At 72.1% G+C, this 23,254-nt stretch carries 22 protein-coding genes and 1 pseudogene; 17 read left to right on the forward strand and 6 right to left on the reverse strand.

Annotated features, from left to right (window positions below; all coding sequences use genetic code 11):
• Positions 1–89 precede the first annotated feature (89 nt).
• A complete protein-coding gene (locus tag OG509_RS34140; RefSeq protein ID WP_406186440.1) occupies positions 90–1,424 on the forward strand; it encodes a hypothetical protein in 1,335 nt (444 codons plus the stop codon).
• On the opposite strand, the gene OG509_RS34145 is transcribed toward OG509_RS34140, so the two are convergent.
• Positions 1,425–1,883, reverse strand: coding sequence for a MarR family winged helix-turn-helix transcriptional regulator (locus OG509_RS34145; protein ID WP_406186441.1), 459 nt, complete (start codon positions 1,881–1,883; stop codon positions 1,425–1,427).
• 213 nt (positions 1,884–2,096) lie between these two features.
• On the opposite strand from OG509_RS34145, the gene OG509_RS34150 reads away from it, so the two are divergent.
• Positions 2,097–3,062 carry an alpha/beta hydrolase gene (locus OG509_RS34150; protein ID WP_406186442.1) on the forward strand — a complete coding sequence of 322 codons (966 nt, stop codon included), beginning with the start codon at positions 2,097–2,099 and terminating at the stop codon, positions 3,060–3,062.
• Positions 3,063–3,147: 85 nt separating this feature from the next.
• On the opposite strand, the gene OG509_RS34155 is transcribed toward OG509_RS34150, so the two are convergent.
• Positions 3,148–3,954, reverse strand: coding sequence for an SDR family NAD(P)-dependent oxidoreductase (locus tag OG509_RS34155; protein WP_406186443.1), 807 nt, complete (start codon positions 3,952–3,954; stop codon positions 3,148–3,150).
• Positions 3,955–4,315: 361 nt separating this feature from the next.
• On the opposite strand from OG509_RS34155, the gene OG509_RS34160 reads away from it, so the two are divergent.
• From OG509_RS34160 to OG509_RS34175, 4 genes are all read left to right on the forward strand, one after another.
• Complete coding sequence (locus OG509_RS34160) at positions 4,316–5,320, forward strand: HEAT repeat domain-containing protein (RefSeq protein ID WP_406186444.1); 1,005 nt, start codon at positions 4,316–4,318, stop codon at positions 5,318–5,320.
• 318 nt (positions 5,321–5,638) lie between these two features.
• Positions 5,639–6,064 carry a subtilase-type protease inhibitor gene (locus OG509_RS34165; RefSeq protein ID WP_406186445.1) on the forward strand — a complete coding sequence of 142 codons (426 nt, stop codon included), beginning with the start codon at positions 5,639–5,641 and terminating at the stop codon, positions 6,062–6,064.
• A 296-nt stretch (positions 6,065–6,360) separates the two neighbouring features.
• On the forward strand, positions 6,361–6,558 hold the full coding sequence (locus tag OG509_RS34170) for a CsbD family protein (RefSeq protein ID WP_406186446.1): 198 nt from the start codon (positions 6,361–6,363) through the stop codon (positions 6,556–6,558).
• Positions 6,559–6,773: 215 nt separating this feature from the next.
• Entirely contained in the window at positions 6,774–7,334 is a 561-nt protein-coding gene (locus OG509_RS34175) for a hypothetical protein (protein WP_406186447.1), read from the forward strand.
• Here the strand turns inward: OG509_RS34175 and OG509_RS34180 are convergent.
• Positions 7,321–8,256: a helix-turn-helix domain-containing protein gene (locus OG509_RS34180; RefSeq protein ID WP_406186448.1), complete on the reverse strand. Its 936-nt coding sequence runs from the start codon at positions 8,254–8,256 to the stop codon at positions 7,321–7,323. The genes OG509_RS34175 and OG509_RS34180 overlap by 14 nt on opposite strands.
• Positions 8,257–8,617: 361 nt before the next feature.
• Between OG509_RS34180 and OG509_RS34185 the strand changes: the two genes are divergently transcribed.
• The 4 genes from OG509_RS34185 to OG509_RS34200 all read left to right on the forward strand — a co-directional run bounded on the left by OG509_RS34185 (position 8,618) and on the right by OG509_RS34200 (position 12,061).
• Positions 8,618–9,982: a lamin tail domain-containing protein gene (locus OG509_RS34185; RefSeq protein WP_406187764.1), complete on the forward strand. Its 1,365-nt coding sequence runs from the start codon at positions 8,618–8,620 to the stop codon at positions 9,980–9,982.
• Positions 9,983–10,102: 120 nt separating this feature from the next.
• On the forward strand, positions 10,103–10,525 hold the full coding sequence (locus OG509_RS34190; protein WP_406186449.1) for a GNAT family N-acetyltransferase: 423 nt from the start codon (positions 10,103–10,105) through the stop codon (positions 10,523–10,525).
• A gap of 73 nt (positions 10,526–10,598) precedes the next feature.
• Positions 10,599–10,997: a VOC family protein gene (locus tag OG509_RS34195; RefSeq protein ID WP_406186450.1), complete on the forward strand. Its 399-nt coding sequence runs from the start codon at positions 10,599–10,601 to the stop codon at positions 10,995–10,997.
• 92 nt (positions 10,998–11,089) lie between these two features.
• Entirely contained in the window at positions 11,090–12,061 is a 972-nt protein-coding gene (locus OG509_RS34200; protein ID WP_406186451.1) for an arylamine N-acetyltransferase, read from the forward strand.
• On the opposite strand, the gene OG509_RS34205 is transcribed toward OG509_RS34200, so the two are convergent.
• Positions 12,054–12,701, reverse strand: a complete 648-nt coding sequence (locus OG509_RS34205; RefSeq protein ID WP_406186452.1) for a TetR/AcrR family transcriptional regulator — start codon at positions 12,699–12,701, stop codon at positions 12,054–12,056. The two genes, OG509_RS34200 and OG509_RS34205, sit on opposite strands and share 8 nt — an antisense overlap.
• Before the next feature lie 56 nt (positions 12,702–12,757).
• Positions 12,758–13,429 (reverse strand): DUF998 domain-containing protein, encoded by a 672-nt coding sequence (locus OG509_RS34210; protein ID WP_406186453.1) that lies wholly within the window; start codon positions 13,427–13,429, stop codon positions 12,758–12,760.
• Positions 13,430–13,568: 139 nt separating this feature from the next.
• Between OG509_RS34210 and OG509_RS34215 the strand changes: the two genes are divergently transcribed.
• From OG509_RS34215 to OG509_RS34225, 3 genes and pseudogenes are all read left to right on the forward strand, one after another.
• The gene (locus OG509_RS34215; RefSeq protein ID WP_406186454.1) at positions 13,569–14,057 is read left to right on the forward strand and encodes a MarR family winged helix-turn-helix transcriptional regulator; all 489 of its coding nucleotides are present in this window, start codon (positions 13,569–13,571) and stop codon (positions 14,055–14,057) included.
• Positions 14,054–15,565, forward strand: a complete 1,512-nt coding sequence (locus tag OG509_RS34220) for an MFS transporter (RefSeq protein WP_406186455.1) — start codon at positions 14,054–14,056, stop codon at positions 15,563–15,565. Before OG509_RS34215 ends, OG509_RS34220 begins: the two co-directional genes overlap by 4 nt.
• A 40-nt stretch (positions 15,566–15,605) precedes the next feature.
• Positions 15,606–16,010: pseudogene (locus tag OG509_RS34225) on the forward strand (cysteine hydrolase family protein); the annotation flags it as partial.
• A 72-nt stretch (positions 16,011–16,082) separates the two neighbouring features.
• Here OG509_RS34225 and OG509_RS34230 read toward each other — a convergent pair.
• Positions 16,083–17,117, reverse strand: coding sequence for a medium chain dehydrogenase/reductase family protein (locus OG509_RS34230; RefSeq protein WP_406186456.1), 1,035 nt, complete (start codon positions 17,115–17,117; stop codon positions 16,083–16,085).
• Positions 17,118–17,292: 175 nt separating this feature from the next.
• Here OG509_RS34230 and OG509_RS34235 point away from each other — a divergent pair, with 175 nt between their 5' ends.
• From OG509_RS34235 to OG509_RS34250, 4 genes are all read left to right on the forward strand, one after another.
• Complete coding sequence (locus OG509_RS34235) at positions 17,293–17,970, forward strand: TetR/AcrR family transcriptional regulator (RefSeq protein ID WP_406186457.1); 678 nt, start codon at positions 17,293–17,295, stop codon at positions 17,968–17,970.
• A 135-nt stretch (positions 17,971–18,105) separates the two neighbouring features.
• The gene (locus OG509_RS34240) at positions 18,106–19,623 is read left to right on the forward strand and encodes a peptidoglycan DD-metalloendopeptidase family protein (protein ID WP_406186458.1); all 1,518 of its coding nucleotides are present in this window, start codon (positions 18,106–18,108) and stop codon (positions 19,621–19,623) included.
• 46 nt (positions 19,624–19,669) lie between these two features.
• Positions 19,670–21,166: a hypothetical protein gene (locus OG509_RS34245; RefSeq protein WP_406186459.1), complete on the forward strand. Its 1,497-nt coding sequence runs from the start codon at positions 19,670–19,672 to the stop codon at positions 21,164–21,166.
• A gap of 14 nt (positions 21,167–21,180) precedes the next feature.
• Positions 21,181–23,205 carry a family 43 glycosylhydrolase gene (locus OG509_RS34250; RefSeq protein ID WP_406186460.1) on the forward strand — a complete coding sequence of 675 codons (2,025 nt, stop codon included), beginning with the start codon at positions 21,181–21,183 and terminating at the stop codon, positions 23,203–23,205.
• The last annotated feature ends 49 nt before the right edge of the window (positions 23,206–23,254 follow it).

A 23,254-nucleotide genomic window follows, 5' to 3' on the forward strand; every position in this document is an offset into this window, starting at 1 on the left:
TTCGCTCGTTCGGATGCGTAACGCTCGCGCCCGGCCTCTCCACGGGGTCTGCTGCAAGGTGAACCCTAATGGGCAGGAGAGGACGTGTCATGACGGACGAAGGTGCCACCGCCCCCGGCGGGGAGCCCGCACGCGAGCCCGGATCGGACGCGGAGCGCTCTGAACTCGAACGGCTGCGCACCCGGGTGGCGGCGCTGGAGGCCGACAAGGCGGACCGCGCGACCCATCATCGGTGGAAGTCGTTCTTCGCCGCCCTGCTCATCGTCATCGGCTGTGTGCTCGCCCCGCTCGCGGCCGTCGCGGCGTGGACGTCGAGCGTGGTCGGCGACACGGACCGCTACGTGGCGACGGTCGCCCCGCTCGCGTCCGACCCGGACATCCAGGCCGCGGCGGCCAACCGGGTCACCAACGCGGTGATGGAGCACATCGACCTCAAGTCCCTGCTGGAAGGCGTGGGGCCCGACGACCGGCCACTCGTGGAGAAGGCACTCGGCAAGCTCGGCGACTCGCTGGAGAACGCCGTCCGCAGCTTCGTCCACGACAAGGCGCAGGACGTCATCGCCTCCGAGACCTTCGAGCGGATCTGGACCGAGGCCAACCGCCGTATCCACACCGCGGTGGACAAGGCCCTCACGGGCAGCGGCGGGGGCGCCGTGAAGATCAACAACGACTCGGTGACCGTCGACCTGGGCCCGGTCGTCGACCAGGTGAAACAGCGCCTCGTCGACGAAGGCATGACGGTGGCCGCCAAGATCCCCGAGGTGCACACCGACTTCACCGTCCTGCGGGCGGACGACATCGGCAAGGTCAAAACCTACTTCCGCCTCCTGCAGATCGCCGGCAACTGGCTGCCGGTGCTCTCGGTGCTGCTGATCGCCGCCGGTGTGCTCCTCTCCCGTCACCGGCGCCGCGTTCTCGTGACGGCGGCACTCGCCTTCGCCTTCGCCGTCCTCCTGCTCGGCGTCGCGTTGACGATCTTCCGCGTGGTGTACCTGAACGCGCTGCCGGACAGCGTCTCGCAACCCGCGGCCGGAAGCGTGTACGACGCGTTGACGCACTACCTCCGTACGACGGTCCGGATGGCCGTGGTGCTGGGCGTGGTGATCGCGCTGGCCGCCTGGCTGACCGGCCCCGGCCGCTGGGCCACGTTCGTACGGCAGATGTGGCACTCGGGCATCGGCGCGGCCCGCTCCACGGCGGACCGCGCGGGCATGCGGACCGGCCCGGTGGGCCCGTTCGTCCACCGCTACCGCAGGTGGATCACCTGGGTCCTGCTCGCCGCGGCCGTGCTGACCTTCGTGCTGTGGAACTACCCGACCGGCTGGGTCATCGTCGGCATCGCGCTCGTGTTCCTCTTGGTGATGGCACTGGCGGACTTCCTCGCGGAGAACGAGAGCGACCGCCCCTCCGGGCACGCGGCATGACTACGCGCGGGCGACGTTCGCCGTGATCAGGCGGAGCAGGTGTTTGGCGGTGGCGTCCTGCTCCGGGGTCAGGTTCATGGCGTCGCCGATGGCGAGCGGGACGGTGTGGGCCCTGTTCTGGAGCTCCGCACCCGCCTCGGTGAGGCGGACGGCGACCGAGCGCTCGTCGTCGGCGCGCCGCTCGCGCAGGACCAGGCCGTTCGCTTCGAGGCGCTTGAGGAGCGGGGAGAGCGTGCTGGACTCCAGCTGCAGCGCCGCGCCCAGGTCCCGTACGGAGAGGGAATCCCGCTCCCAGAGGGCGAGCATCACCAGGTACTGCGGGTAGGTCAGGCCCAGCGCGTCCAAGAGGGGCCGGTAGCGCACCGTTACCGCACGCGAGGCGGCGTAGAGGGCGAAGCAGAGCTGGTCCTCCAGCCGGAGCGAGCCGTTCTCCGGGTTCTCGCTCGCCGCGTTCTGCATACGCCGCCCCTCTGCTCGTTCCGCTGCCGCCGCCGGCGGACTGCCAGCTCCCGATCCTACCTCTCAGGGTGCGCGCGACTATAGCGTGCACGATTGAGTTGTGCACGACTTAGTCGTGCAGTATGTTTCTGGTACGCCCTGCCGGACGGCGGGTACTGCGATCGTCGAGAACTGCTGCCCGCCTTCGACGTCCCACGAACTGGAGAGCCCGACATGACCGAGAAGAGTGCCCCTCCCGTCCTGGAACCCGCTGCGACCGCGCTCGCGGAGGCCACGGCGAAGCCGCCGTTCCTCTTCCAGCTCCCGCCGGCCGAGGGACGCAAGGCCGTGGACGAGATCCAGTCGGGTGAGATCGCCAAGCCCGATGTGGACGAGGAATGGGTGACCGTCCCCGGCGGCCCCACCGGCGAGGTCAAGACCCGGATCGTCCGCCCGGCGGGGGCGTCCGGCGCGCTGCCGGTGATCGTCTACATCCACGGCGCCGGCTGGGTGTTCGGCAACGCCCACACCCACGACCGCCTCGTCCGCGAGCTCGCGGTCGGAACCGGCGCCGCCGTGGTGTTCCCCGAGTACAGCCTCTCGCCCGAGCACCGCTACCCGGTCGCGATCGAGCAGAACTGGACCGTCGCCCGCTGGGTCGTCACCGACGGGGCGGCGCACGGCCTCGACGCCACCCGGATCGCCGTCGCAGGCGACTCGGTCGGCGGGAACATGAGCATCGCCCTGACCCTGATGGCCAAGGAACGCGGGGGACTGGACCTGCGTCAGCAGGTCCTCTTCTACCCCGTCACCGACGCCGCCTTCGACACCGGCTCCTACCAGCAGTTCGCTTCGGGCTACTACCTGCGCCGCGACGGCATGCAGTGGTTCTGGGACCAGTACACCACCGACCCCGCCGAGCGGGCCCAGATCACCGCCTCCCCGCTGCGCGCCACCACCGGGCAACTCACCGGCCTGCCCCCGGCCCTGGTCATCACCGCGGAGGCCGACGTCCTGCGCGACGAGGGCGAGGCCTACGCCGACAAGCTGCGCAGCGCCGGCGTCCCCGTCACCGCCGTCCGCCAAAAGGGCGTCATCCACGACTTCGTCATGCTCAACGCCCTGCGCGAGACCCATGCCGCCGAAGCCGCCATCAGCCAGGCCGTCAAGACCCTGCGCACCGCACTCGGCACCGCCTGAGCAGTCCGGATCGCGCCCGGCACACCCTTCGCCGGGCTCCCGGTCCGGCGGGGCGGCGCTGGACGGAGGACCGCCCCGGCGGGGCTCAGGCGGTGTGGCCGACGAGGAGGTCGGCGAGCTTGTTGAGGCGCTTGACCGTGCGGTCCTCCGTGGCGGCCGGGGCCGGGGCGACCCGCTCGGAGCGGTCGTAGTACGCGCCGTTGACGATCTCGGTCGCCGGGTCGCAGAGGCGTACGACGTGGGCCGCGCCCTCGGCGGCGGGCGCGCCTTCGTGTCCGTAGAGGGCGAGGAGGCCGGTCTCGCAGATGCCCGGATCGACGGAGACGGCGGTGACGCGCGGGTCGGCGGCGAAGACGGTCAGCGCCAGCTGCGACTGCGCGTACGCGGCGAGACGGGCGTAACGGCGCATGCGCTGCGGGTCGTTCCACTGGATCGCGCCGGTGCGGTGGAGCGAGGAGGAGACGTTGACGACCCGGCCGCCGGGATCGCTGGTCAGCGCCGGCTCCAGCAGATTGGTGAGGAGGTAGTGGGCCAGGAAGTTGACCTGGAAGGCGATCTCGTTGCCGTCGCCCGTGAGCGTGTGCCGTTCGGGGGCGGCCATGGCGGCGTTGTTGACCAGCGCGTGCAGCAGGGGGTGACTCCGTACGACCGCGTGGGCCATGGCCTCGACCTCCTCCAGACGGGAGAAGTCGGCGGCGAGCGGGTGCAGGAGAGCGCCGTCGATGCCCGCGGTGGCGATCAGGCGGTCGGCGGCGGCCCGGGCCTCCTCGTGGGTGCGCCCGTGCAGGAGGACGCGGGCGCCGCTTTCGGCGAGCGTGCGGGCGGATTCGAAGCCGATGCCGGAGGTGGCCCCGGTGACGAGGACGGTACGGCCGGACAGGGTGGTGGACATGTGTGATTCCTGGATGCAGGCATGACTCATACGCCCGGCACCCGGCGCGGAGCGCGGGGCGGGAGCTCAGGTCATGCGGGGGAGAGGCCGGATTCAGACGGCCGGGCGGGCGGAGGGCGCTGCCGGCTGCACCGGATTCGGTGGCCGGTCCTCGTGGCGCGGACCGCTGTTCATGGACCCATCCCAGCGCATCGCCTCGGCTCCGGGCAAGCAGCCGAGCCCGGCTTTGACGGGCTTCTGACGGGCTCCTGACGTGCGGTGATGCCGCAGGCAGGCGGCCTCGTTTGACCTTGACACGGTGACAAGGTCTTCATTGAGGTCGGGTACGGCCCTGCAAGGCCGGCCGTGAGGGGAGCAGGCGTTGTTGATCGGCGAGGTGGCCAGGTGGTCGGGGGTCAGCGCCCGCATGCTCCGGCACTACGACTCGCTGGGCCTGGTGCGGCCGACGGGGCGCACCGGGTCCGGGTACCGGGAGTACTCCGACGAGGACATCCGGCGGATCTTCCACGTCGAGAGCCTGCGCTCGCTGGGTCTGTCGCTGCGCGACGTCGCACGCGCGCTGGACGACCCTGGCTTCCGGCCCTCGGACCTCGTGGGCGACCTCATCCGCCAGACGCAGGAACGCATCGCCGTCGAGACGGCGCTGCTCACGCGACTGCGCCGGATCGGCGCCGCGGAACCGGCCGGCTGGGAGGAGGTTCTCCAGACCGTCGCGCTCCTGCACGCGCTGGGATCGGAGAGTGCCGGGAAACGCCAGCGTGCGGCGCTGGCTTCGGTCGAAGAGGCGCCGCTGCCGGTGGAAGCCCTCGTCGAGGCGGCGCTCGGCGAGACGGATACGAACGTCGCAGGGGCGCTCCGCTGGGCCGTGGCCCAATCGGGCGATGGCGCGTTGGAACTGCTGGCGCAGGGCCTGGCCTCGCCCGTGGCCGAGGTGCGGGAGCGGGCGGTCCGGTGCATCGCCGAGATTCAGGGCGAACAGGCGATCACTCTGCTGCAGGGCGCCCTCACGAGCTCCGACCCCACGGTCCGCAGGCATGCGGCCCTCGTGCGAGGAGCGGCCGGAGCAGCCGAGGCGATCCCCGCACTCGTCGACCTGATCGTCGAGGGCACGAACGACGTCGATGCGGCCGACGCGCTGAGCGCGCTGGCCGGCCGCCCCGAGTTGGCAGATCGGATCGCCACCGCACTCGTTGCCCGCGTCCCGCACGGCCCCGACGCGTCACCCGCACGCCGACGACTGACCCAGGCCCTCGCGGACATCCCGGGAACCACCGCCACCCGCGCCCTCACCGACCTGTCGCACGACGAGGACCCTGCCGTCGCGCTCACCGCGACGTACGTCCTCACCCTCCGTGCCGCGCGATGACGGACCGTGCGCAGCCGCATCGATCCGGTCACCCTGGCGGGCCGTCCGGTGAACCGAGAGTGGCCACGACCTGGGCGGCAGTCGCGGGAGGTCGCGTCACGCCGGTCGACGCCCCGCGCTCCCGCAGGGCGTGGGCCTGCGGCCACCCGGCGGGAGCGGTGCGAATACCCCTCACGTAACCGATATTCGAACGAACTGTCCGTAAATCGACCGCTGATGTGCGGCAGGCCTTCATGCCTGGCAGGCTCGGCCCCAGTTGAGCGCTGCATGAAAGCCGTAGCGCACCAGGAAGCCTTCGAATCGAAAGCGAGTCTTCTCATGCGTCACCGCTTAGCCACCGTCTCCGCCGCCGCACTCCTCTGCTTCGCCGGTGTCACGGGCGTGGCGGAGGCGAGCCCTGCGAGCCTGTACGGCCCCTCCGCCATGGTCTTCACCGTCACCCAGGGGGACGATGCCGCCACGGGTACGGTCCTGCGGGCGACCGTCCTCAGCTGCGCCTACGCCGCCGAGGGCACGCACCCCGCCCCCGGGGCCGCGTGCGACGCCCTGGGCGCCACCGGCGGCGAGTTCAACCGCCTGCTGGCCGCTCCGAATCCGGACCGGGTGTGCCCGATGATCTACGCCCCCGTCACCGTCACCGCGGACGGCGTATGGCGTGGTGCCCACGTCGCGTGGAAGCACACCTTCTCCAACGCGTGCGCGATGGCGGCGACCCTGAACGGCAACCCGGTCTACGCGTTCTGACGGGCGAGGGGACGGTGGCCGCGCGCCGGCGCCCGGGGGGACGGGACGTCGGCGCGCGGCCGCCGATCGCGGCGGGTTGCCGCCCCGCTCGAAACGGCAACCCGCCGATGTTCACGCGTATGGCCCACGACCGAAGGCTCAAACACGAAGGCCGGGAGAAAATGCGTCGCCCGTCCGGCTCCCGGCCGGCGCCTTCCGGGTATCCGCGGCAACCGCAGGCGCCGCCGCGCGCGATAGTCCGATATCGCCTAGTTTGGGCACCGTCGAGATTCCATTCCCACACCAAGGAGTTCACCATGGCTGACAAGGGAAAGATGGACCAGGCCAAGGGCAAGGCCAAGGAGACCGTCGGCAAGGTCACCGGCGACGACCGGATGAAGGCCGAGGGCAAGATGGACCAGGCCAAGGGCAAGGCGAAGGAAGCCCTGAGCGAGACCGAGGAGCGTGCCCGCGGCATCCAGGACTCGCTGCGCGACAAGAACGACAGGGCCTGACGCCGCCCGGCGAGCCCCTCGCGGCTCGCGGGTGAGCCAGGACGCGGCCCCCGGCGCCTCGGCGTCGCGGGGCCGTTCTCGGACCCCGGGCCACTGCGAGGGGAACGGCCCTCGGCGCGGGGTGCGCGTTTGTTCAAGAAGCCGGCACGGAGGTGGTTCCAGGATGGGGGCGTCCCGGCAGCCGCCGGGCGGTACCTCGTGAAGGGACGCATCCCGTGTTCGACACGCGCAAGGCGACGTTCGGCGTCGTCGCGGCAGGAACGCTCGCGGCTTCCGTGCTCCTCGGCGCACCCGCCGGTGCGGCCACCGCCCCCGCCGCGGACGCCACGGCCCGGTACGCCTCGTTCGAGGGCCGGACCCTGGACCTGTCCGGCGACTGGGGCGACGCCAGGGTCTGCATGGTGTGGCAGGGCCGCGGGGCGGTGGAGTGCTTCCGTACGGCCGCCGAACAGGAGGCGCGGGCAGGGCAGTTGCGAGCCACGGCCACGACGCGGCAGGTCCTCGCCGCCTGCTCCACCCCGCTGGACCTGTACCAGTACACGGACAAGGGGGGCCGCGACCTGAAGTTCTACGACCGCGGGTACTGGCAGAACCTCTCCGCGTACAGCTTCGACAACGCCACGTCCTCCTACTGGACCGGCGCCTGTACGGCGCACCTCGCGGAGAACGCGGGCGGCGGCGGGTACTGGTACCCGGGCAACACCGGCCCCAACCACATCGAGAACTCGATGCGCAGCGGCTGGGACAACCGGGTCAGCTCCATCAAGATCGACTGACCCGGCCGGGCAGCACGATGCTGGTGACCTGCCCGGTCACCCGGTCGACCCCGGCCGGGCCGGGCAGGTCGGCACCGCGCTCCGACCGGAACCGCCGCGGCGAGCGCCCGCTCATCGCCTTGAACTCCCGGTTCATATGGGCCTGGTCGCTGAACCCGCAGGCCGCGGCCACGTCCGCGAGCGGGCGGCCGCCGTGGTTGACCAGCCACAGGGCGCGCTGGAAGCGCAGCACGCGCGCCGCGGTCTTCGGCGTCAGACCGATCTGCTCCCGGAAGAGGTACTCCAGCCGCCGCTTGCCGCGGCCGGTGCGTACCGCCAGCTCCCCGACGGGGAGGCTGCCACCGCTGCGGACCAACTCCCCCCACGCATGGCGCAGCGGCTCGGCGGCGCGCGCACCGGTCGCCTCGGTCCAGGTGCGGAGCGTGTCGTCCAGCAGGGCGAAGCGGAGCTCCCACCCGACCGCTTCGTACAGGGCCTCGGCCAGCAGATCGGCCCGCCGGCCGAGGAGTTCGCCCGGCTCGGCCATCCGGTCGGCCAGGTCGCTCATGGGCTGCCCGAGGAGCCCGAACGCCGCCCACGGCGCGAGGAGCACCTCCACGCCCTCCACCCGGCCCGCGTGTTCACCGAGCGTGGGCCGGGTCTGGAGGCCGGAGAGCAGCGCGGAGTAGGGGCGGGCGGTTGCGTCGCGCTGCGTGCCGAGCGTCACCCACACCGGGTCGGCGAGGTTGAAGACCAGCGAGACACAGGCGTCCGGCACCTCCAGCCGCCGGCGCCCGTACCCGAGGTCCATGCGGTAGCCCCGGTATCCGCGCACACCCGGCCGCAGCCGCGGATGAGGCAGGCCGCGCACCACTTCCCACGTGCCATGGGGGCAGGCGTCCCTGGCGAGGGCCCGGGACGGGGGAGGTAAGCCGGACGGCATGTCATGCCTCCTTCGGCCCCGGGGCCGTTCGGTGGGGCCCGGTGAAGCGGTGTGTCTCGTCTGCACGGTGTACGCGGGCATCGGTGCCCCGCCACCCGCCGCTCCATGCGCCGCGCCCCCGGAAGGGCTCGATTCCGACGCCGGGCGCACGTCCGACGGCGGGCGCACGGTGCGACGTGCCGTTCGGCATGCGTTCACGGGACAACCCGTCGGGCGACGGCGGGCGTTCGGGGTCGGCCGGGACCCTCGTGTGGCCCCAGCCCCACTCCCCACTCCTCCCGGGACGGTCACCGTGCTCGAAGCAGGCACATCCCAGGGGCGTCTTCGCCCCGCCCCGCTCCACCTCGCCGTCGCGGGCTGCATGCTGGCGGCCGCCGCGCTGCTGTTCGCGCCCGCGGCGCACGCGGCCCCTGCCGACGACATCCGCATCAACGAGGTGGTGACCACCGGCAGCGTCGACGACTCGATCGAGCTGTTCAACAAGGGCACGGCCACGGTCGACGTCTCGGGCTGGATCCTCAAGGACGACGACAAGAGCTCGAAGTTCAAGATCCCGTCCGGGGCGGTGCTCGCCCCCGGGGCGGCCCGCGCCTTCGACGTGGACGCGGCGTTCGGCCTCGGCTCCAGCGACAAGGCCCGCCTCTACCTCCCCGACGGCGCCACCCTGGTCGACAGCTTCGGCTGGAGCAGCCACTCCAGCCCGTCCTGGTCGCGCTGTCCCGACGGCACCGGCGCCTTCGCCAAGGCGGCCCTGACGCTCGGCGCACCGAACGACTGCGGCTCTGGGGACGGCGGCGGTACGAACCCGGTGGCCTGGCCCGGCGGCAGCTCCGTGGCGACGGCCGACGGTTCGAACGTCTTCGGCCAGGACCTCAGCGGCCTGTACCAGGAGGGCTCCGTGCTGTGGGGCGCCCAGAACTCCGGCAAGCTGTGGCGGCTGGTCCGCGACGGCTCCGGCGGCTGGCGCCCGGACACCGCGAACGGCTGGTCCTCCGGCAAGACCCTGCGCTACCCCGGCGGCGCCGGCAGCCCGGACAGCGAGGCCGTCACCCTGACCGCCGCGGGCGCGGCGGGCGGTGCGTACGTCGCGAGCGAGCGCAACGGCGACGCGTCGGGCACCAGCCGCCTGTCCGTCCTGCGCTACGACGTCACCACCGGCGCGGGCAGTGCCCTGACGGCCACGAAGGAGTGGAACCTGACGGCCGGCCTGCCCGCCGTCGGCTCCAACCTCGGCTTCGAGGCGATCACCTGGATCCCCGACACCACCTTGACGGCGGCCGGCTTCGAGGACGAGTCGACCGGCGCGGCCTACGATCCGAGCCGGTACGGCGCGCACACCGGCGGCGTCTTCTTCCTCGGGGTCGAGGGCACCGGCACCGTCTACGGCTACGTCCTGCAGGACGGCGGGGCAGCGACCCGCCTCGCCACGATCGCCAGTGGCATGTCCGGCGTGATGGAGCTCCAGTGGGAGCCGCAGGCCGCACGGCTGTGGCTGGTCTGCGACGACACCTGCGACGGCCGCCACCGGACCATGAAGATCGGCGCCTCCGGTGCCTTCACCCTCACCGCCACCTACGACCGCCCGAGCGGCATGCCGGACCTCAACAACGAGGGCTTCGCGCTCGCCGGAGCCGACGAATGCGTGGGCGGCGCCAAGCCCGTGTACTGGTCCGACGACAGCAACACCGGTGGCCACGCACTCCGCAGGGGCACCATCGCCTGCTGATCCCGGCAGCCCCCCGCGGGCCTGGTCCTCCTCCCCGCCGGCACACGGGACCTGACGGCAAAGGGGCCGGATCGGGCTCGTGGAGGCGGGGAGCCGGCGGCGGCGTGCGATCCTTCAGCCATGGATGTGATCTTTGCCGAGGACGAGAGTGCCGTACGCCGCTGCTGGCCCGTCTTCTCCCAGCTGCGGCCCCTCTTGGACGAGGACGGGTTCGCCGAGCGCTGGCGTACGCAGACCGCGGAGGGCTACCGGATCGTCTACCTGGAGGAGGACGGCGAGGTGTGCGTCGTCGCGGGCTTCCGCGTCATGCACACGATGATCTCGGGCCGCATCCTGTACCTGGACGACCTCGTCGCCGACGAGGCCCTGCGCGGCCGGGGCCTCGGCAGCCGGATGCTCACCGCCCTGAAGGCCATCGCAACGGATGAGGGGTGCGAGGAGTTCCACCTCGACACGGGCCACCAGCGCCACGCCGCGCACCGGACCTACCTGCGCAACGGCTTCCGGATCGACGCCCATCACGTCTCCATGAACCTGCGCTGACCGCGGCCCCGACCTGCCACACCCCGCCCGGGCCCTCTGGCCCGGGCTCAGGTGCGCCCGTACCCTCTGCCCCATGATCGATTCACGTACCCATGTCCGCGTCGCCCGCCCCTCCCTCGACCTGGAGGCCGCCGAGCGGTTCTACGTCGACGGGCTCGGCCTGGAAGTGCAGTGGCGCAGTGCCGAGCGCACGCCCGGTGAACACGACCTCCTCATGGTCGGGCCGGCCGCGGGCGGTTGGCACTTCGAGCTCACCCACGACCCCGATAACCCGATCGTGCCCGCCCCCACCGTGGACGACCTCTTCGTCGTCTACCTGGGCGGGGCGCCCGACGAGGAGTTCGTCCAGCGGCTCGTCGAGCACGGCGGCACGCGCGTGGCCGCCCACAACCCCTACTGGGACGAGTACGGAGTCACCGTCGCCGACCCGGACGGTTACCGGCTGGTGCTCTGCTCCCGTACCTGGCCCTGACACGGCCCAGGGAAACCGGGGATCCCGGGGACGTGACATTCTCTTCCCCGGGCTCTCCGGCCATGTCCGGTTTTGTATGCACCATGTCTGCCATGACGACGAACGACGATGCCACGGCCTGGCAGGGCGGCAGCCTCGACCTGGATGCGTACCTCCGGCGTACCGGCTATGACGGAGAGCTCGTGCCCACCCTCGACGTTCTGCGGGCGCTGACGCGTGCGCACATCACCTCGATACCCTTCGAGACCGTCGAGATCGTGCTCGGCCGGCCGATCTCCCTCGAACTGCAGGACCTCCAGGACAAGTTGGTCCACGGACGCCGCGGCGGCTACTGCTACGAGCACACCGTGCTGCTCGCGGCGGTGCTGGAGCGGGTCGGCTTCCGGGTGACCGGGCTCGCCTCGCGGGTCCGTATCGGTTCCGAGGGCGTGGTCCGTGCGGCCACGCACGCGATGCTGCGGGTGGAGACGGCCGAGACCCCTGAGACCGGCAAGGTGTGGGTGTGCGACCCCGGTTTCGGCCGCAATCCCATCGAGCCCATCGAGCTGGTGGACGGCGCCGAGACCTCGTTCGGCGGCTGGGGCTTCCGGCTGGAGGGTTCGACCACCGAGACGGGCGACCGTCTGTACGCGATGCGGACGCGGGGTGCCGACGGCTGGTACGACCTGCACGCCTTCACCGTCGACCAGCGGTATCCGCAGGACTGGATCGTGGCCAACCACTTCCTGTCCACGCACGCGCGTTCGCCGTTCGCGGGTCGGCTCCTCGTCCAGCAGATGCGCGAGGGGGAGCACGTCTTCCTCGACGGCAGCGTCCTGACCCGAACCCAGCCCGACGGCACGGCAACCGCGCAGACCTACACCCCGGAGGAGATCCCGGGCCTCCTGCGCGACCTGTTCGGCATGGAGGTGCCGGAGTCCGACCGCGACGAGCTCATCGCCCGCGTGTACGTGGCCCGTCAGGCCGTCGCGATGTACCCGACGACCGTGCAACCGTCGACGCTGCCCCTCCAGCAGCCGCGGGCTCACCGCGCCGGACGCCGGAGGGTGACGCCGGTCAGCTGAGCCCCGGGGCGCGCCCGGCCGGCCCCTCGGGGTCCCGGTCGGGCCGCTCTCCCTGCTGCACGGCGGGTTCGGGCCAGGTGCGGCGGATCTGGGCGTCGGTCATCGCCGAGGTGTGCGCTGCCGGTGCCCGGTCCAGGCCGAACCCGATCAGCAGGGCCTCGGCGTAGCGGCGCCAGGCTTCGGGGTCGATGTGGTGGGTTCGGTCGGCGACGGCGCCGATCATGTACAGGAACGCGTACACGTCGGCGCCGGCGAAGTCCTCGCGGACCGCGCCCGCCGCCACGGCCCTTTCCACCAGACCTTCCACGTGGACGCCCAAGTCGTCGCGCATCCGGGAGACCGGCCCCGCCTCGATGCTCGCGTGGCCGAGGATGACCTCCAGTGCGCGGTCCCGGGCCCGCCACCCCGCCGCCTCGATCAGGTAGTGGCGCAGCGCCTGCCCCGGGTCCGGCTGCGCTTCGGCCGCTGCCGCGAGGTCCAGGAAGGTCCTGAAGCGTTCGGTGAACAGGGCGTCGATCAGCGACTGCAGATCGGGGAAGCGCCGGTAGACCGTGCCGACCCCGATGCCCGCCTCGCGGGCGATCTCGTTGAGGGTGACGGCGGCGCCCCGCCGCGCGAACATGTGGTCGGCCGTCTCCATGATGAGCTGGCGATTTCGTTCCGCGTCCGCTCGCAGCGGGCGTTGCGTTTCCCGGGTCACACCGGGACATTCTCCATCACGGCCGGGGCGCGTACGTACCTGGCCAGCAGCAGTGCGCCCGTCACGACGCTCCACAGCAGCCACGAGTAGACGCCGCCGCGCTCGAACACACCTGCCGTACGTGCGGACATGCCGACCAAGGCCTCGCTCAGCAGGCCCAGTACGCCGACCGCGATGCTGAAGACGCGGTACGCGGTGGGCAGTTCGAGGCTCCGTAGAGAGCCCGCCATGACGGCGACCGTGTTGGCGCACAGGATGCCGACCGCCGCGCCGCCGACGTGGATGGCCAGGCTGTAGCCCGGGGCATCCGCGGAGCCGTGGAACAGGCCGACCAGGACGAACGCCCCGCCGTGCGCGATCGCGAGGGCGAGGACGACGCGCCGGGCGCGGCCCTCGACCAGGCGGGCCAGCAGGACCACCGCCGTCGCGAACAAGATCCCCTGGATCGCGAACGACACGTTCATCAGCTGATGCGCCGGCGAACAGATCTCGCGCCCCTGGAACCGCGTACCGCAGTCGGGCACGCCGAGATCGCTGATGTAGTTCGTCGCATAGCTGTACGTCGGATCGGTCCAGGCCGCCGAGGCGATCGCTTCGGCGATCACCCACTGCGCCGCGTTCACGACCAGGACGACCGCTGCCAGTGGCAGCCAAACCCTGCGCGGCATCGGGAATCCTCTTCCTCTTCCTCGTGCTCTTCGTCGACGAGCGAGCCACCACCGTAGCAGTAACTGGATAATTCAATCCACTTAGTGGAATTCGGCAAGTAACTTGGCGAAGTTGCTTGCCGAGTTCTACGGTGGGGACATGACCACGAATCCCGGGCCAGAGGGGTCCGCTGCGACCGCGCAGCGGCTCAACGACGCGATCAAGCGGCTTCGCGCCCGCCTGCGCGCGGAATCGGGGCAGGACGCGACCGGCCTGACCGTCACGCAGCTCACCGTCCTGGCGAGTGTCGTACGGGAGGGCCCGGTCACCGCGGCCCGGCTCGCTTCGCTGGAGCACGTCAGTCCGCAGTCCATCGCGCAGAGCCTGGCGGTCCTCAAGGCCGCCGGCCTGGTCCACGGCGAGCCCGACCCGCAGGACGGCCGCCGGAAGCTGATGAGCGCCGACCCCGCCGCCACCGAGCTGATCGACAGGCTGCTCGCGGGTCGCGCGGCCTATCTGGCCCGTGCCATCGACCGGCTCGTCCCCCCGGACCGGCTGGCGGACGTGGAGAAGGCCGTCGAGCTGCTGGAGCGACTGGCCGCGGCCGACCTGAGCGGCCCGGCCGACCCGAGTGACGGCAGCATATGAGGACCGGTACCCGCCGGGCCGCCGCGACGGCATCCGGCCTCGCCCGCAAGCCGTTCGCGTGGACGTTCACCGCCCCGCTCTACGTGGGCTCCGGTCTCAACGCCATCAACAGCTCCATCATCGCGACCGCCCTGGTGCCGATCGCCGCCGAACTGCACGTCCCGGTGGGCAGCACCGCCGTGCTGATCACCTCGCTCTACCTGGCCAGCGCCGTCGCCCAGCCCACCGCGGGCAAGCTGGCGGAGGTCTTCGGCGCACGCCGGATCTTCCTCGCCGGCATCGTCCTGGTGCTGTTCGGCGGCTTGGTCGGTGGCCTCGGCCGGAACCTGGCGATGCTGACCGTCGCCCGCGTCCTGGTCGGCATCGGCACCTCGGCCGCCTTTCCCTGCGCGATGGTGCTGATCCGGCGCCGTGCCGACGAGGTCGGCCTCGACACCCCGCCGGGCGGGGTGCTCGGCGGCCTCGCGATCGCGGGCATGGCCACCGCCGCCGTCGGACCGCCGATCGGCGGCCTTCTGGTCGGCACCGCGGGATGGCGCTGGGCCTTCCTGATCAACATCCCGGTCACCGTGATCGCGATGGCGGTGGCCGTGCGCTGGCTGCCCAAAGATCCCGTGCCACCCGGGAATCCGGTGTTGCCCGCGGATCCCGCGAATCCCGCGCCCGGCCGCGGGCAGAACCGTTTCGTTGAGCTCGCCGGCCGGATCGACCTGCCCGGCATCCTCGGCTTCGCCGCGTCGATGAGCGCGCTCGTCGTCTTCCTGACAGGCCTTCCGCAGGTCCGGTGGGCCGTGCTCGCCGCCTTCGCGCTGGTCGCCGTACCCACCGTCGTATGGGAGCTGCGGAAGGCGTCGCCGTTCTTCGACTTCCGGGGTCTCGCCGCCAACGGCGCCCTCGCCCGTACGTACCTGCGCCAAGCGCTCATCCTGCTCGGCGTCTACTCCGTGATGTACGGAATGACCCAGTGGATGGAGGCCGCACACGGGCTGTCCACCCTGGAGGCCGGACTCCTGCTGCTGCCGATGGGGGCCGTGTCCGCGCTGTTCTCGCGCCCGCTCGCCCGCCGCAACCTGGTGCGCGGACCGCTGATCGCCTCGGCGCTGACCATGCTGCTCGGCTCGGTCGGCATCATGCTGCTCACCTCCCACAGCCCCGCGATCGCCATCGTGCTCGTCACCCTGGTCTTCGGCATCACGACCGCCACCACCACGGTCGGGAACCAGACCGCCCTCTACCTCGCGGCGCCGCCCGACCAGATCGGCACCGCCTCCGGGCTGCTCCGGACCTGCGGATACCTCGGATCCATCACCTCCGCCGTGATCGGCAGCCTCGTCTTCCGCGACGGGGCGAGCGACCACGGCCTGCACGTCCTCGGCCTCGTGCTGGTCGTCGCGGGCCTCGCGGCCCTGCTGCTGGCCGTGTTCGACCGCCGGCTGATGGCCCGCGGGACGAGCCGCCCGGCCGCCCGTACCTCCCGTACCCCGAACGTCGAGGAGACCCCCGCGTGAACGCCACCGCCCTTCCGAACCTCGTACCCGAGCGGACCGCCCTGCTCGTCATGGACTTCCAGAACGGGATCGTCGCAACGAGGACATCGCCACCCGGATCGACGAGCGGATCGCTCCCGAGGACGGCGACATCGTCGTACGCAAGGTCCGCATCGGCGCGGGCTCCACCACGGACCTCCACCGGCAGCTGCGCGACCGCGGTATCGACACGCTGGTCCTCACCGGGATCAGCACCAGTGGCGTCGTCCTGTCCACGCTCATCGACGCCGCCGACCGCGACTACCGCGTCCACGTCCTGTCCGACGGAGTCGCCGACCGCGATCCCGAGGTCCATCGGGTGCTGCTCGACAGGGTGTTCCCGGTCCGGGCCGATGTCATCGACACCGTCGGGCTGCGCGCTCTGCTGCCGTCCGGTGCTGGGCGGTACCGGAGATGCCGATCGTGAACGCGACGGGCAGGGCTGCGGCCTTGGCGAGCAGTGGTCGGGGGATGGTGCGGTGCGCGGCGCGTTGCCGGATCAGGGGACCAGGACCACCTTTCCGGCGACCGTGCCCGACTCGGCCAGGCGCATCGCCTCGGCGGCGCGGGCCAGCGGGATCTCGGCGGCGACCTTGGCCGTGATCTCGCCGCGCTGCAGGGCCGTGAACACCTGGGTCAGGTCGGAGCGCAGCCGCGCCCGGAAGCGGTTCTTGGCGTAGGCGCGCCCGGCCCACACGTTGAAGAAGTACGCGCGGCGGCCGTTGGGCAGCGCGTTCCACACCCACACCCGGCCCAGCAGCTTGAGCACCGGCCACGAGCCGGAGCCCTGGTCGTCGCGGGTGGCGGCGGTGCCGTACGAGACGAGGGTGCCGCCGGGGGCCAGCAGCTGCCAGGAATCGACGATGCCCTCGCCGCCGACGTGGTCGAAGACCGCGTCCACCCCGCCGGGCACGAGGGCCCGTACCCGTGCGGAGACGTTGCCCGAGCGGTAGTCGATGGGGGTCACCCCGAGTACGCGCAGTCCGTCGTGGTGACGGGTGGACGCGGTGCCGATCACCCTTGCCCCCGCGGCGAGCGCCAGCTGGACCAGGATCGAGCCGACGCCGCCGTTGGCGCCGTGGACCAGGACGGTCTGGCCGGCGCGCACCCGCGCCTTGCGGTGGAGCATCTGCCAGGCGGTGATGCCGTTGACGACCGCCGTCTCGGCGTCCACCGCGCCGACGCCGTCGGGGACCTCCACCACGTCGGCGGCGTCGAGGGCGATGTGGCTGGCCCATCCTCCGGTCTTCGTCAGGGCGGCCACCCGCCGGCCGAGCAGGCCCGAGCCGACGCCTTCGCCCACGGCCAGCACCGTGCCGACCAGGTCGTATCCGGGGACGAACGGGAAGGGGGGCTGGTCGTAGTACCGGCCGCGGCGCATCTGCTGCTCGGCGAAGGAGACTCCCGTCGCCTCCATCGCGACGACCACCTGTCCGGCCGCGGGCGCCGGGACCGGGCCCCGGTGCAGCTCCAGACCCTCGGGCTCGACCTTGCCCGGCAGAACGATCTCGACGCGCTCGGCGGTGTTCACCATGACCTCCAGAAGGGGCTTGCTGTTTCGGCTTCTGGTGTTCGTTAGAAGCTATAACTAGAATGAGCAGGTGTATCGGGGATGTCAAGCGAATCGTTCGTCCGATCGTGAGGGGACTTGCCGATGGTGATAGCTTCTAACTCATTGGTGACGTGGCAGGCGACGAGAGGTGGCGGGCATGGGCACGACCGGACGTACGGAGACCCCTCGCGAGCGGTACCGGCAGCAGGTGCGCGAGGAGGTCAAGGAGAAGGCCTGGCAGCAGATCGCCGGCTCCGGCGCCTCCGCGCTGTCCCTCAACGCCATCGCCAAGCAGATGGGCATGAGCGGACCGGCGCTGTACAGGTACTTCGCCAACCGCGACGAGCTGATCACCGAGCTCATCCGGGACGCGTACCGCAGCCTCGCCGACGCCTTCGCTGCCGCCGCCGGTGACGGCGACGCCGACGGGGGAGCGGGCCGGCCCGGCCTCGCCGCACTCGCGCGGGTCCTGCGCCGCTGGGCCCTGGAGGACCCGCACCGCTACTTCCTCGTCTACGGCACCCCGGTACCGGGCTACCACGCGCCGCAGGACACCACCGCGATCACCGCCGAGATGATGTCCGTCCTGCTCGACGCCTGCGCGGCCGCCGAACAGGGGGACGGAGCCGGGGACTTCGAGCAGCACCTGGCCGGCCACCGGGACTGGGCCGGCAGTCACCCCGACGCCCCGCCGGCCGCCCTGCGCCTGGCGCTGGCCTTCTGGAGCCGCCTGCACGGCGTGCTGTCCCTCGAACTGGCGGGCCACTTCACGGGCATGGGCCTGGACCCCGCCCGGCTCTACGCGTCCGAGGTGGACGCCCTGACCACCGGCTGACCGCAGGCAGGGGGCGTCCCGCCCTACCCGAGCCGTGCTCGCGTGTCATTCCGGAATGTTCCGGATCCCCTGGTCCCGGGCCGTTGCTACGTTCCCGTACGTCCCGGCTCGACGACCCAGGGGGAGGAACGTCACGTGGTTCTCGGTCTTTCGCGACGCGCGTTGGGGCTGGTTCTGGCGGCGGCGGCTGCCGTACTGCCGCCGCTCGTGGCCCCGTCCACGGCTGCTGCCCGGGCCGCCGGCTTCGTCGCCTCGTGCCCGAATTCCGGTTGGATAATCCAGCACTACAGCCAAGAGCACAACGGCATAGACATCGCGAGCGGCTACGGCACCCCGATCTATGCCGTGGGCGACGGAGAGGTGCTCGTCTCGGGTCCCGCAGACGGCTACGGCCAGTGGATCCGCATCCTGCACGGCGACGGGACGATATCCGAGTACGGGCACATGCAGCGGCGGGACGTCGCCACCGGTGACCACGTCACGGCCGGTCAGCAGATCGCGCTCGTGGGCAGCGAAGGCCAGTCCGAGGGGCCCCACCTCCACCTGCGGATCTGGGGCGACCCGAACGCGAGTGTCCGCACCGACCCCGAGCCGTACCTCGCGGAACGCGGGGTGACCTTCCCCTGTGTGCCGGGCCAGGGCCCCGGACCCGGGCCGGCCCCGGTGGTGCACCCGGTGGAGTCGGGCCGGGTGGTGTCGGCGCGGTCGGCCGACGGCCGGCTGGAGGTGTTCGCGGCGGCCGCCGACGGCGTCCACCACGCCTGGCAGACCGCCGTCAACGGCGGCTGGTCCGCCTGGGAAGCCCTCGGCGGCCCCGGCAACGCCGAACTGGCCATCGCTCCCAACGCGGACGGCCGGCTCGAACTGCTCGCCCTCAACGGCACCACCTTCCAGCACCGCTACCAGACCGCGCCCTCCGCGGGATGGTCGGGCTGGGAGGGCTTCGGCGGTGGCGGACACGACATCGCCGCCGGCACCAATGCCGACGGCCGGATCGAGGTGTTCGCCTCGGGTCCGGCGGGGATCTTCCACCGGTACCAGAACGCGCCCAGCGGCGGCTGGTCCGAGTGGGAGCCCACCGGCGGCGGTCCGGCGCAGGGGCGGATCGAGATGGAGAAGTCCCCGGACGGACGGCTGGAGGTGTTCGCCGTCAACGGGGACACCTTCCAGCACCAGTACCAGACGGCCGTCAACGGCGGTTGGTCCTCCTGGGACAACTTCGGCGGCGGCGGACGCGATCTGACCGTCGACCACAACGCCGACGGGCGGCTGGAGGTCTTCGCCTCGGGTCCCGTGGGTGTCTACCACAAGTACCAGACCAGTCCGAGCAGTTGGTCCGAGTGGGAGCCCTCCGGCGGGCCCGCCGACTCGCAGCTGACGAGCGAACGAACCGCCGACGGCCGGGTCGAGGTCTTCGCCGTCAACAACACCGTGGCCATGCAGACCTGGCAGACGGGACTCAACGCCCCGTACAGCCAGTGGGCCGAATTCGGCGGCGGCGGGACCGAAGTCACCGCCGCCACCAATGCCGACGGGCGCATCGAGGTCTTCGGGACGAGCGGCGCCGGCGTGTTCCACAAGTGGCAGACCGGATTCTCCAAATGGTCCGAATGGGCGTGGGTGACCGACACCGCCGGTCCCGCCGTCAACTGACCCGAGCTCACCGCCCTGCACCCAGCACGCCCGAAGGGGGAAGCAGTTGTCCAGAACCCAGCGCTCCTTACCCACCGGAACGACGCCGTCACCGCGGAGCCGCGCCGCCCGCCGCCTGGCCGCACCGGCGCTGGCCGTGCTGCTCGGCGCGGCGGGACCGGTCGCCGGGGCCTCGCCCGCATCCGCCGCGTCGAGCGATCTGTGCGCGCAGACCGGCTACAACGCGGGCTTTCGCGGCGACGGCCTGGTGACCGCCGTCGCCGTAGCCCTCGCGGAGTCCAGCTGCAACCCGTCGGCGACCAACGTCCAGAACAATCGGCCCCCGTCCAGGGACCGCGGCCTGTGGCAGATCAACGACTACTGGCACTCCGAGGTCGACGACACCTGCGCGTACGACGCCCAGTGCAACGCGAATGCCGCCTTCAAGATCTCCGCCGGTGGTACGAACTGGGAGCCCTGGTCCACGTACACCGCGGGCGTGCACTGGCGGCACATGGACGAGGCCCGGGCCGCGGTGGACCGGCTCGGTCACCACGAACCCGGACCGGGCCCGCTGACGTACCCGGCGGAGTCGGGCCGGGTGGTGTCGGCCCGGTCGGCGGACGGCCGGCTGGAGGTCTTCGCGGCCGGGGCCGACGGCATCCACCATGCCTGGCAGAACACGGTGAACGGCTCGTGGTCCGAGTGGGAGGCCCTGGGCGGCCCGGGCGGTGCGGAGCTGGCGATCGGCCCCAACGCCGACGGCCGGCTGGAGTTGTTCGCCATCAACGACAACACCTTCTCCCACCGTTACCAGCTCCAGCCCTCGGGCGGCTGGTCCGGCTGGGAGTCCTTCGGCGGGGGCGGCAAGGACATCGCGGTCGGCGCGAACGGCGACGGTCGGCTGGAGGTGTTCGCCTCCGGTCCGGTCGGGGTGTTCCACAGGTACCAGAGCGCGCCGAGCGGCGGCTGGTCCGAATGGGAGCCCGCCGGCGGCGGTCCGGCCAACAGCCGGATCGAGATGGAGAAGTCCCTCGACGGGCGTCTGGAGGTCTTCGCCCTGAACGGCGACACCTTCCAGCACCTGTACCAGACGGCGGTCAACGGCGGCTGGTCGGCCTGGGAGGACTTCGGCGGCGGCGGTCGCGACCTGACCGTGGACCACAACCAGGACGGCCGCCTGGAGGTCTTCGCCTCCGGACCGGTCGGCGTCTTCCACAAATACCAGACGGGTGCGTCCGGTTGGTCCGGCTGGGAACCCACCGGGGGTCCGGCCGACTCCCAGCTCACCAGTGAACGGTCGCCGGACGGCCGCGTCGAGGTCTTCGCCATGAATGCGACCACCGCCCAGCACATCTGGCAGAGCGGGGTCAACGCCCCGTACGAACAGTGGGCCGAGTTCGGCGGTGGCGGCAGCGAAGTCGCCGCCACCGCCAACGCCGACGGCCGCATCGAGGTGTTCGGCACCAGCAGCGCCGGCGTCCACCACAAATGGCAGACCGGATTCACCACCTGGTCCGAATGGGCTTGGGTGAGCGGCACCTCCGGCCCCGCCGTCAACTGACCCCGGAGGTGCCCGTGCATCCGATCAGCAGACGGCGCGTGTTGCGGGGTGCGGCCGCCGCCGCGGGCGCGCTCGCGCTGCCGGGGACGGGCAGCGCGGCCGCGACGGTCCCACCGCACCGGTGGATCGGAGCCGGGCCGTTCACCCACGTCCACGATCCGTCCGTACCCGGCAGGCAGCGTTACCTCAACGACCACACGCTGATCAAGGCGTCCGGGCGATGGCACCTGTTCGGCATCGTCGGCGACAGCGCACGGCCCGGTGAGTCCCCGGACAGCGCGGCCGAGGTCACCTTCGCCCACGCCTCCGCCCCGGATCCGTACGGGCCGTGGACCACGCACCCCGACGCGCTGACCGTCGACCGGTCGTACTTCGGCGAGGAGCACCTGTGGGCCCCGCACGTGGTCGAGGCGGGCGGGACGTACTGGATGTTCTACGCCGCCGGCGGCCGCAGCGGCGCCGCGATCAACCTCGCGACGTCCACCGATCTGTTCACCTGGACCCGCGTCCCGTCCGGCCCCCTCTTCCGAGGGCTCGCGGCACGCGATCCGATGGTGCTGCGGGTCGCCGACGAGTGGGTCATGTACTACACCGAGCTGTCCGCCCCGCACGGCCGCCACATCGTGGCCGTACGGCGCTCCGCCGACCTGGTGCACTGGAGCGCGCCGGAGACCGCCTTCACCGACCCGAGCACCGACGCGACGCTCTCGGTCACCGAGTCTCCGTGCGTGGTCGAACGGGACGGCTGGTACCACCTGTTCATCGGACCCCGCGGCGGCTACGAGGGTACGGACGTGTTCGCGTCCCGGGACCCGTTCCGATTTGGCCAGGGCGATTACGCGGGCCACGTCCCCGGCCACGCCGTCGAGGTGGTCTCCGACGGGCAGGACTGGTACGCGAGCGCCGCGGGCTGGTTCCGCCAAGGCCTGTACGTGGCACCCCTGCTCTGGCGGGACGACGCACCACCGCCGTGGCAGAGCATGGACAACCCGGTCGCCGCACTCGACGTGGACGGCCGGCTGACGGTGTTCGCCCTCGACGCAGGTGACCGGTCGATGCTGCGGCGCGTCCAGCTCGACCCGGAGTCCGACGCGTGGGCGCCGTGGGAGTCCTTCGGCGGGCCGGCCGGGGCGGTCCCCACCCTCGGCCGCAACGCCGACGGCCGGCTGGAGGTCTTCTCCCTCGCCCCGGGCGGCGCCAACCTGCACCACCGGGTGCAGCGGCCCGACGGCGGCTGGTACGACTGGGAGGAGTTCGGCGGACCGGCGGGAGCCGCCCCCGCCGTCGCCCGGGGTGCCGACGGCCGGCTGGAAGTCTTCGCGCCGGCCCCCGGCGGCGCCTCCCTCGCACGGCGGCGACAGTGGTCGCCCGGCTCGCCGACCTGGGACGCGTGGGACGGGGGGTTCGGCGGACCGGTCGGCGCGCCCCCGGCCGTCGCCGCCAACGCCGACGGCCGGCTGGAGGTGTTCGCCCTCGCCCCGGGCGGCTCCGCGATCCACCACCGCTGGCAGGAGGCCCCGGGCGGAGCCTGGGCCGCGGGATGGCAGGCGTTCGGTACGGCCGCCGGCGGCGCGCCGCGCGCGGCACGGGACGGTACGGGCAGGCTCACCGTCGCCGCCATCGCCCCCTCCGGCCTGGCCACGTTCCACCGGCGCCAGACCGTACCCAGCGGCGGCTGGGGCGACTGGCAGCACCTGTTCGGCTGGTCGGCGTCGGCCCCGGCGCTCGCGCCCAGCGCCGACGGCCGGCTGGAGGCCTTCGCGCTGTCGCCCGGCGGTTCCCGGCTCGGCCACCGCTGGTACGCCGACTCCGGCGGGACCTGGGCTCCGGCCGAGGAGTTCGGCGAGCCCGGAGTGCCGCTCGCGGCCACCCCCACGGCCGCGGCCGACGCCACCGGCCGCATCCACGTCTTCGCCGTCACCGCCGATGGCCGGATCCGTACCCGGGTCCAGGACCGGCCCAGTGGCGGCTGGGGCGCGTGGAACGCCTTCGGGGAACGCCTGGTGGCGCCGCTCCCGGCAGGCTCTCCCGGGTACTGAGGCCGCGCTCGCGCGGCCCGGGAAATGGCCGGAGTACCACCCTGTGGTC

Source organism: Streptomyces sp. NBC_01006, from assembly GCF_045162725.1.
Lineage (GTDB): Bacteria > Actinomycetota > Actinomycetes > Streptomycetales > Streptomycetaceae > Streptomyces.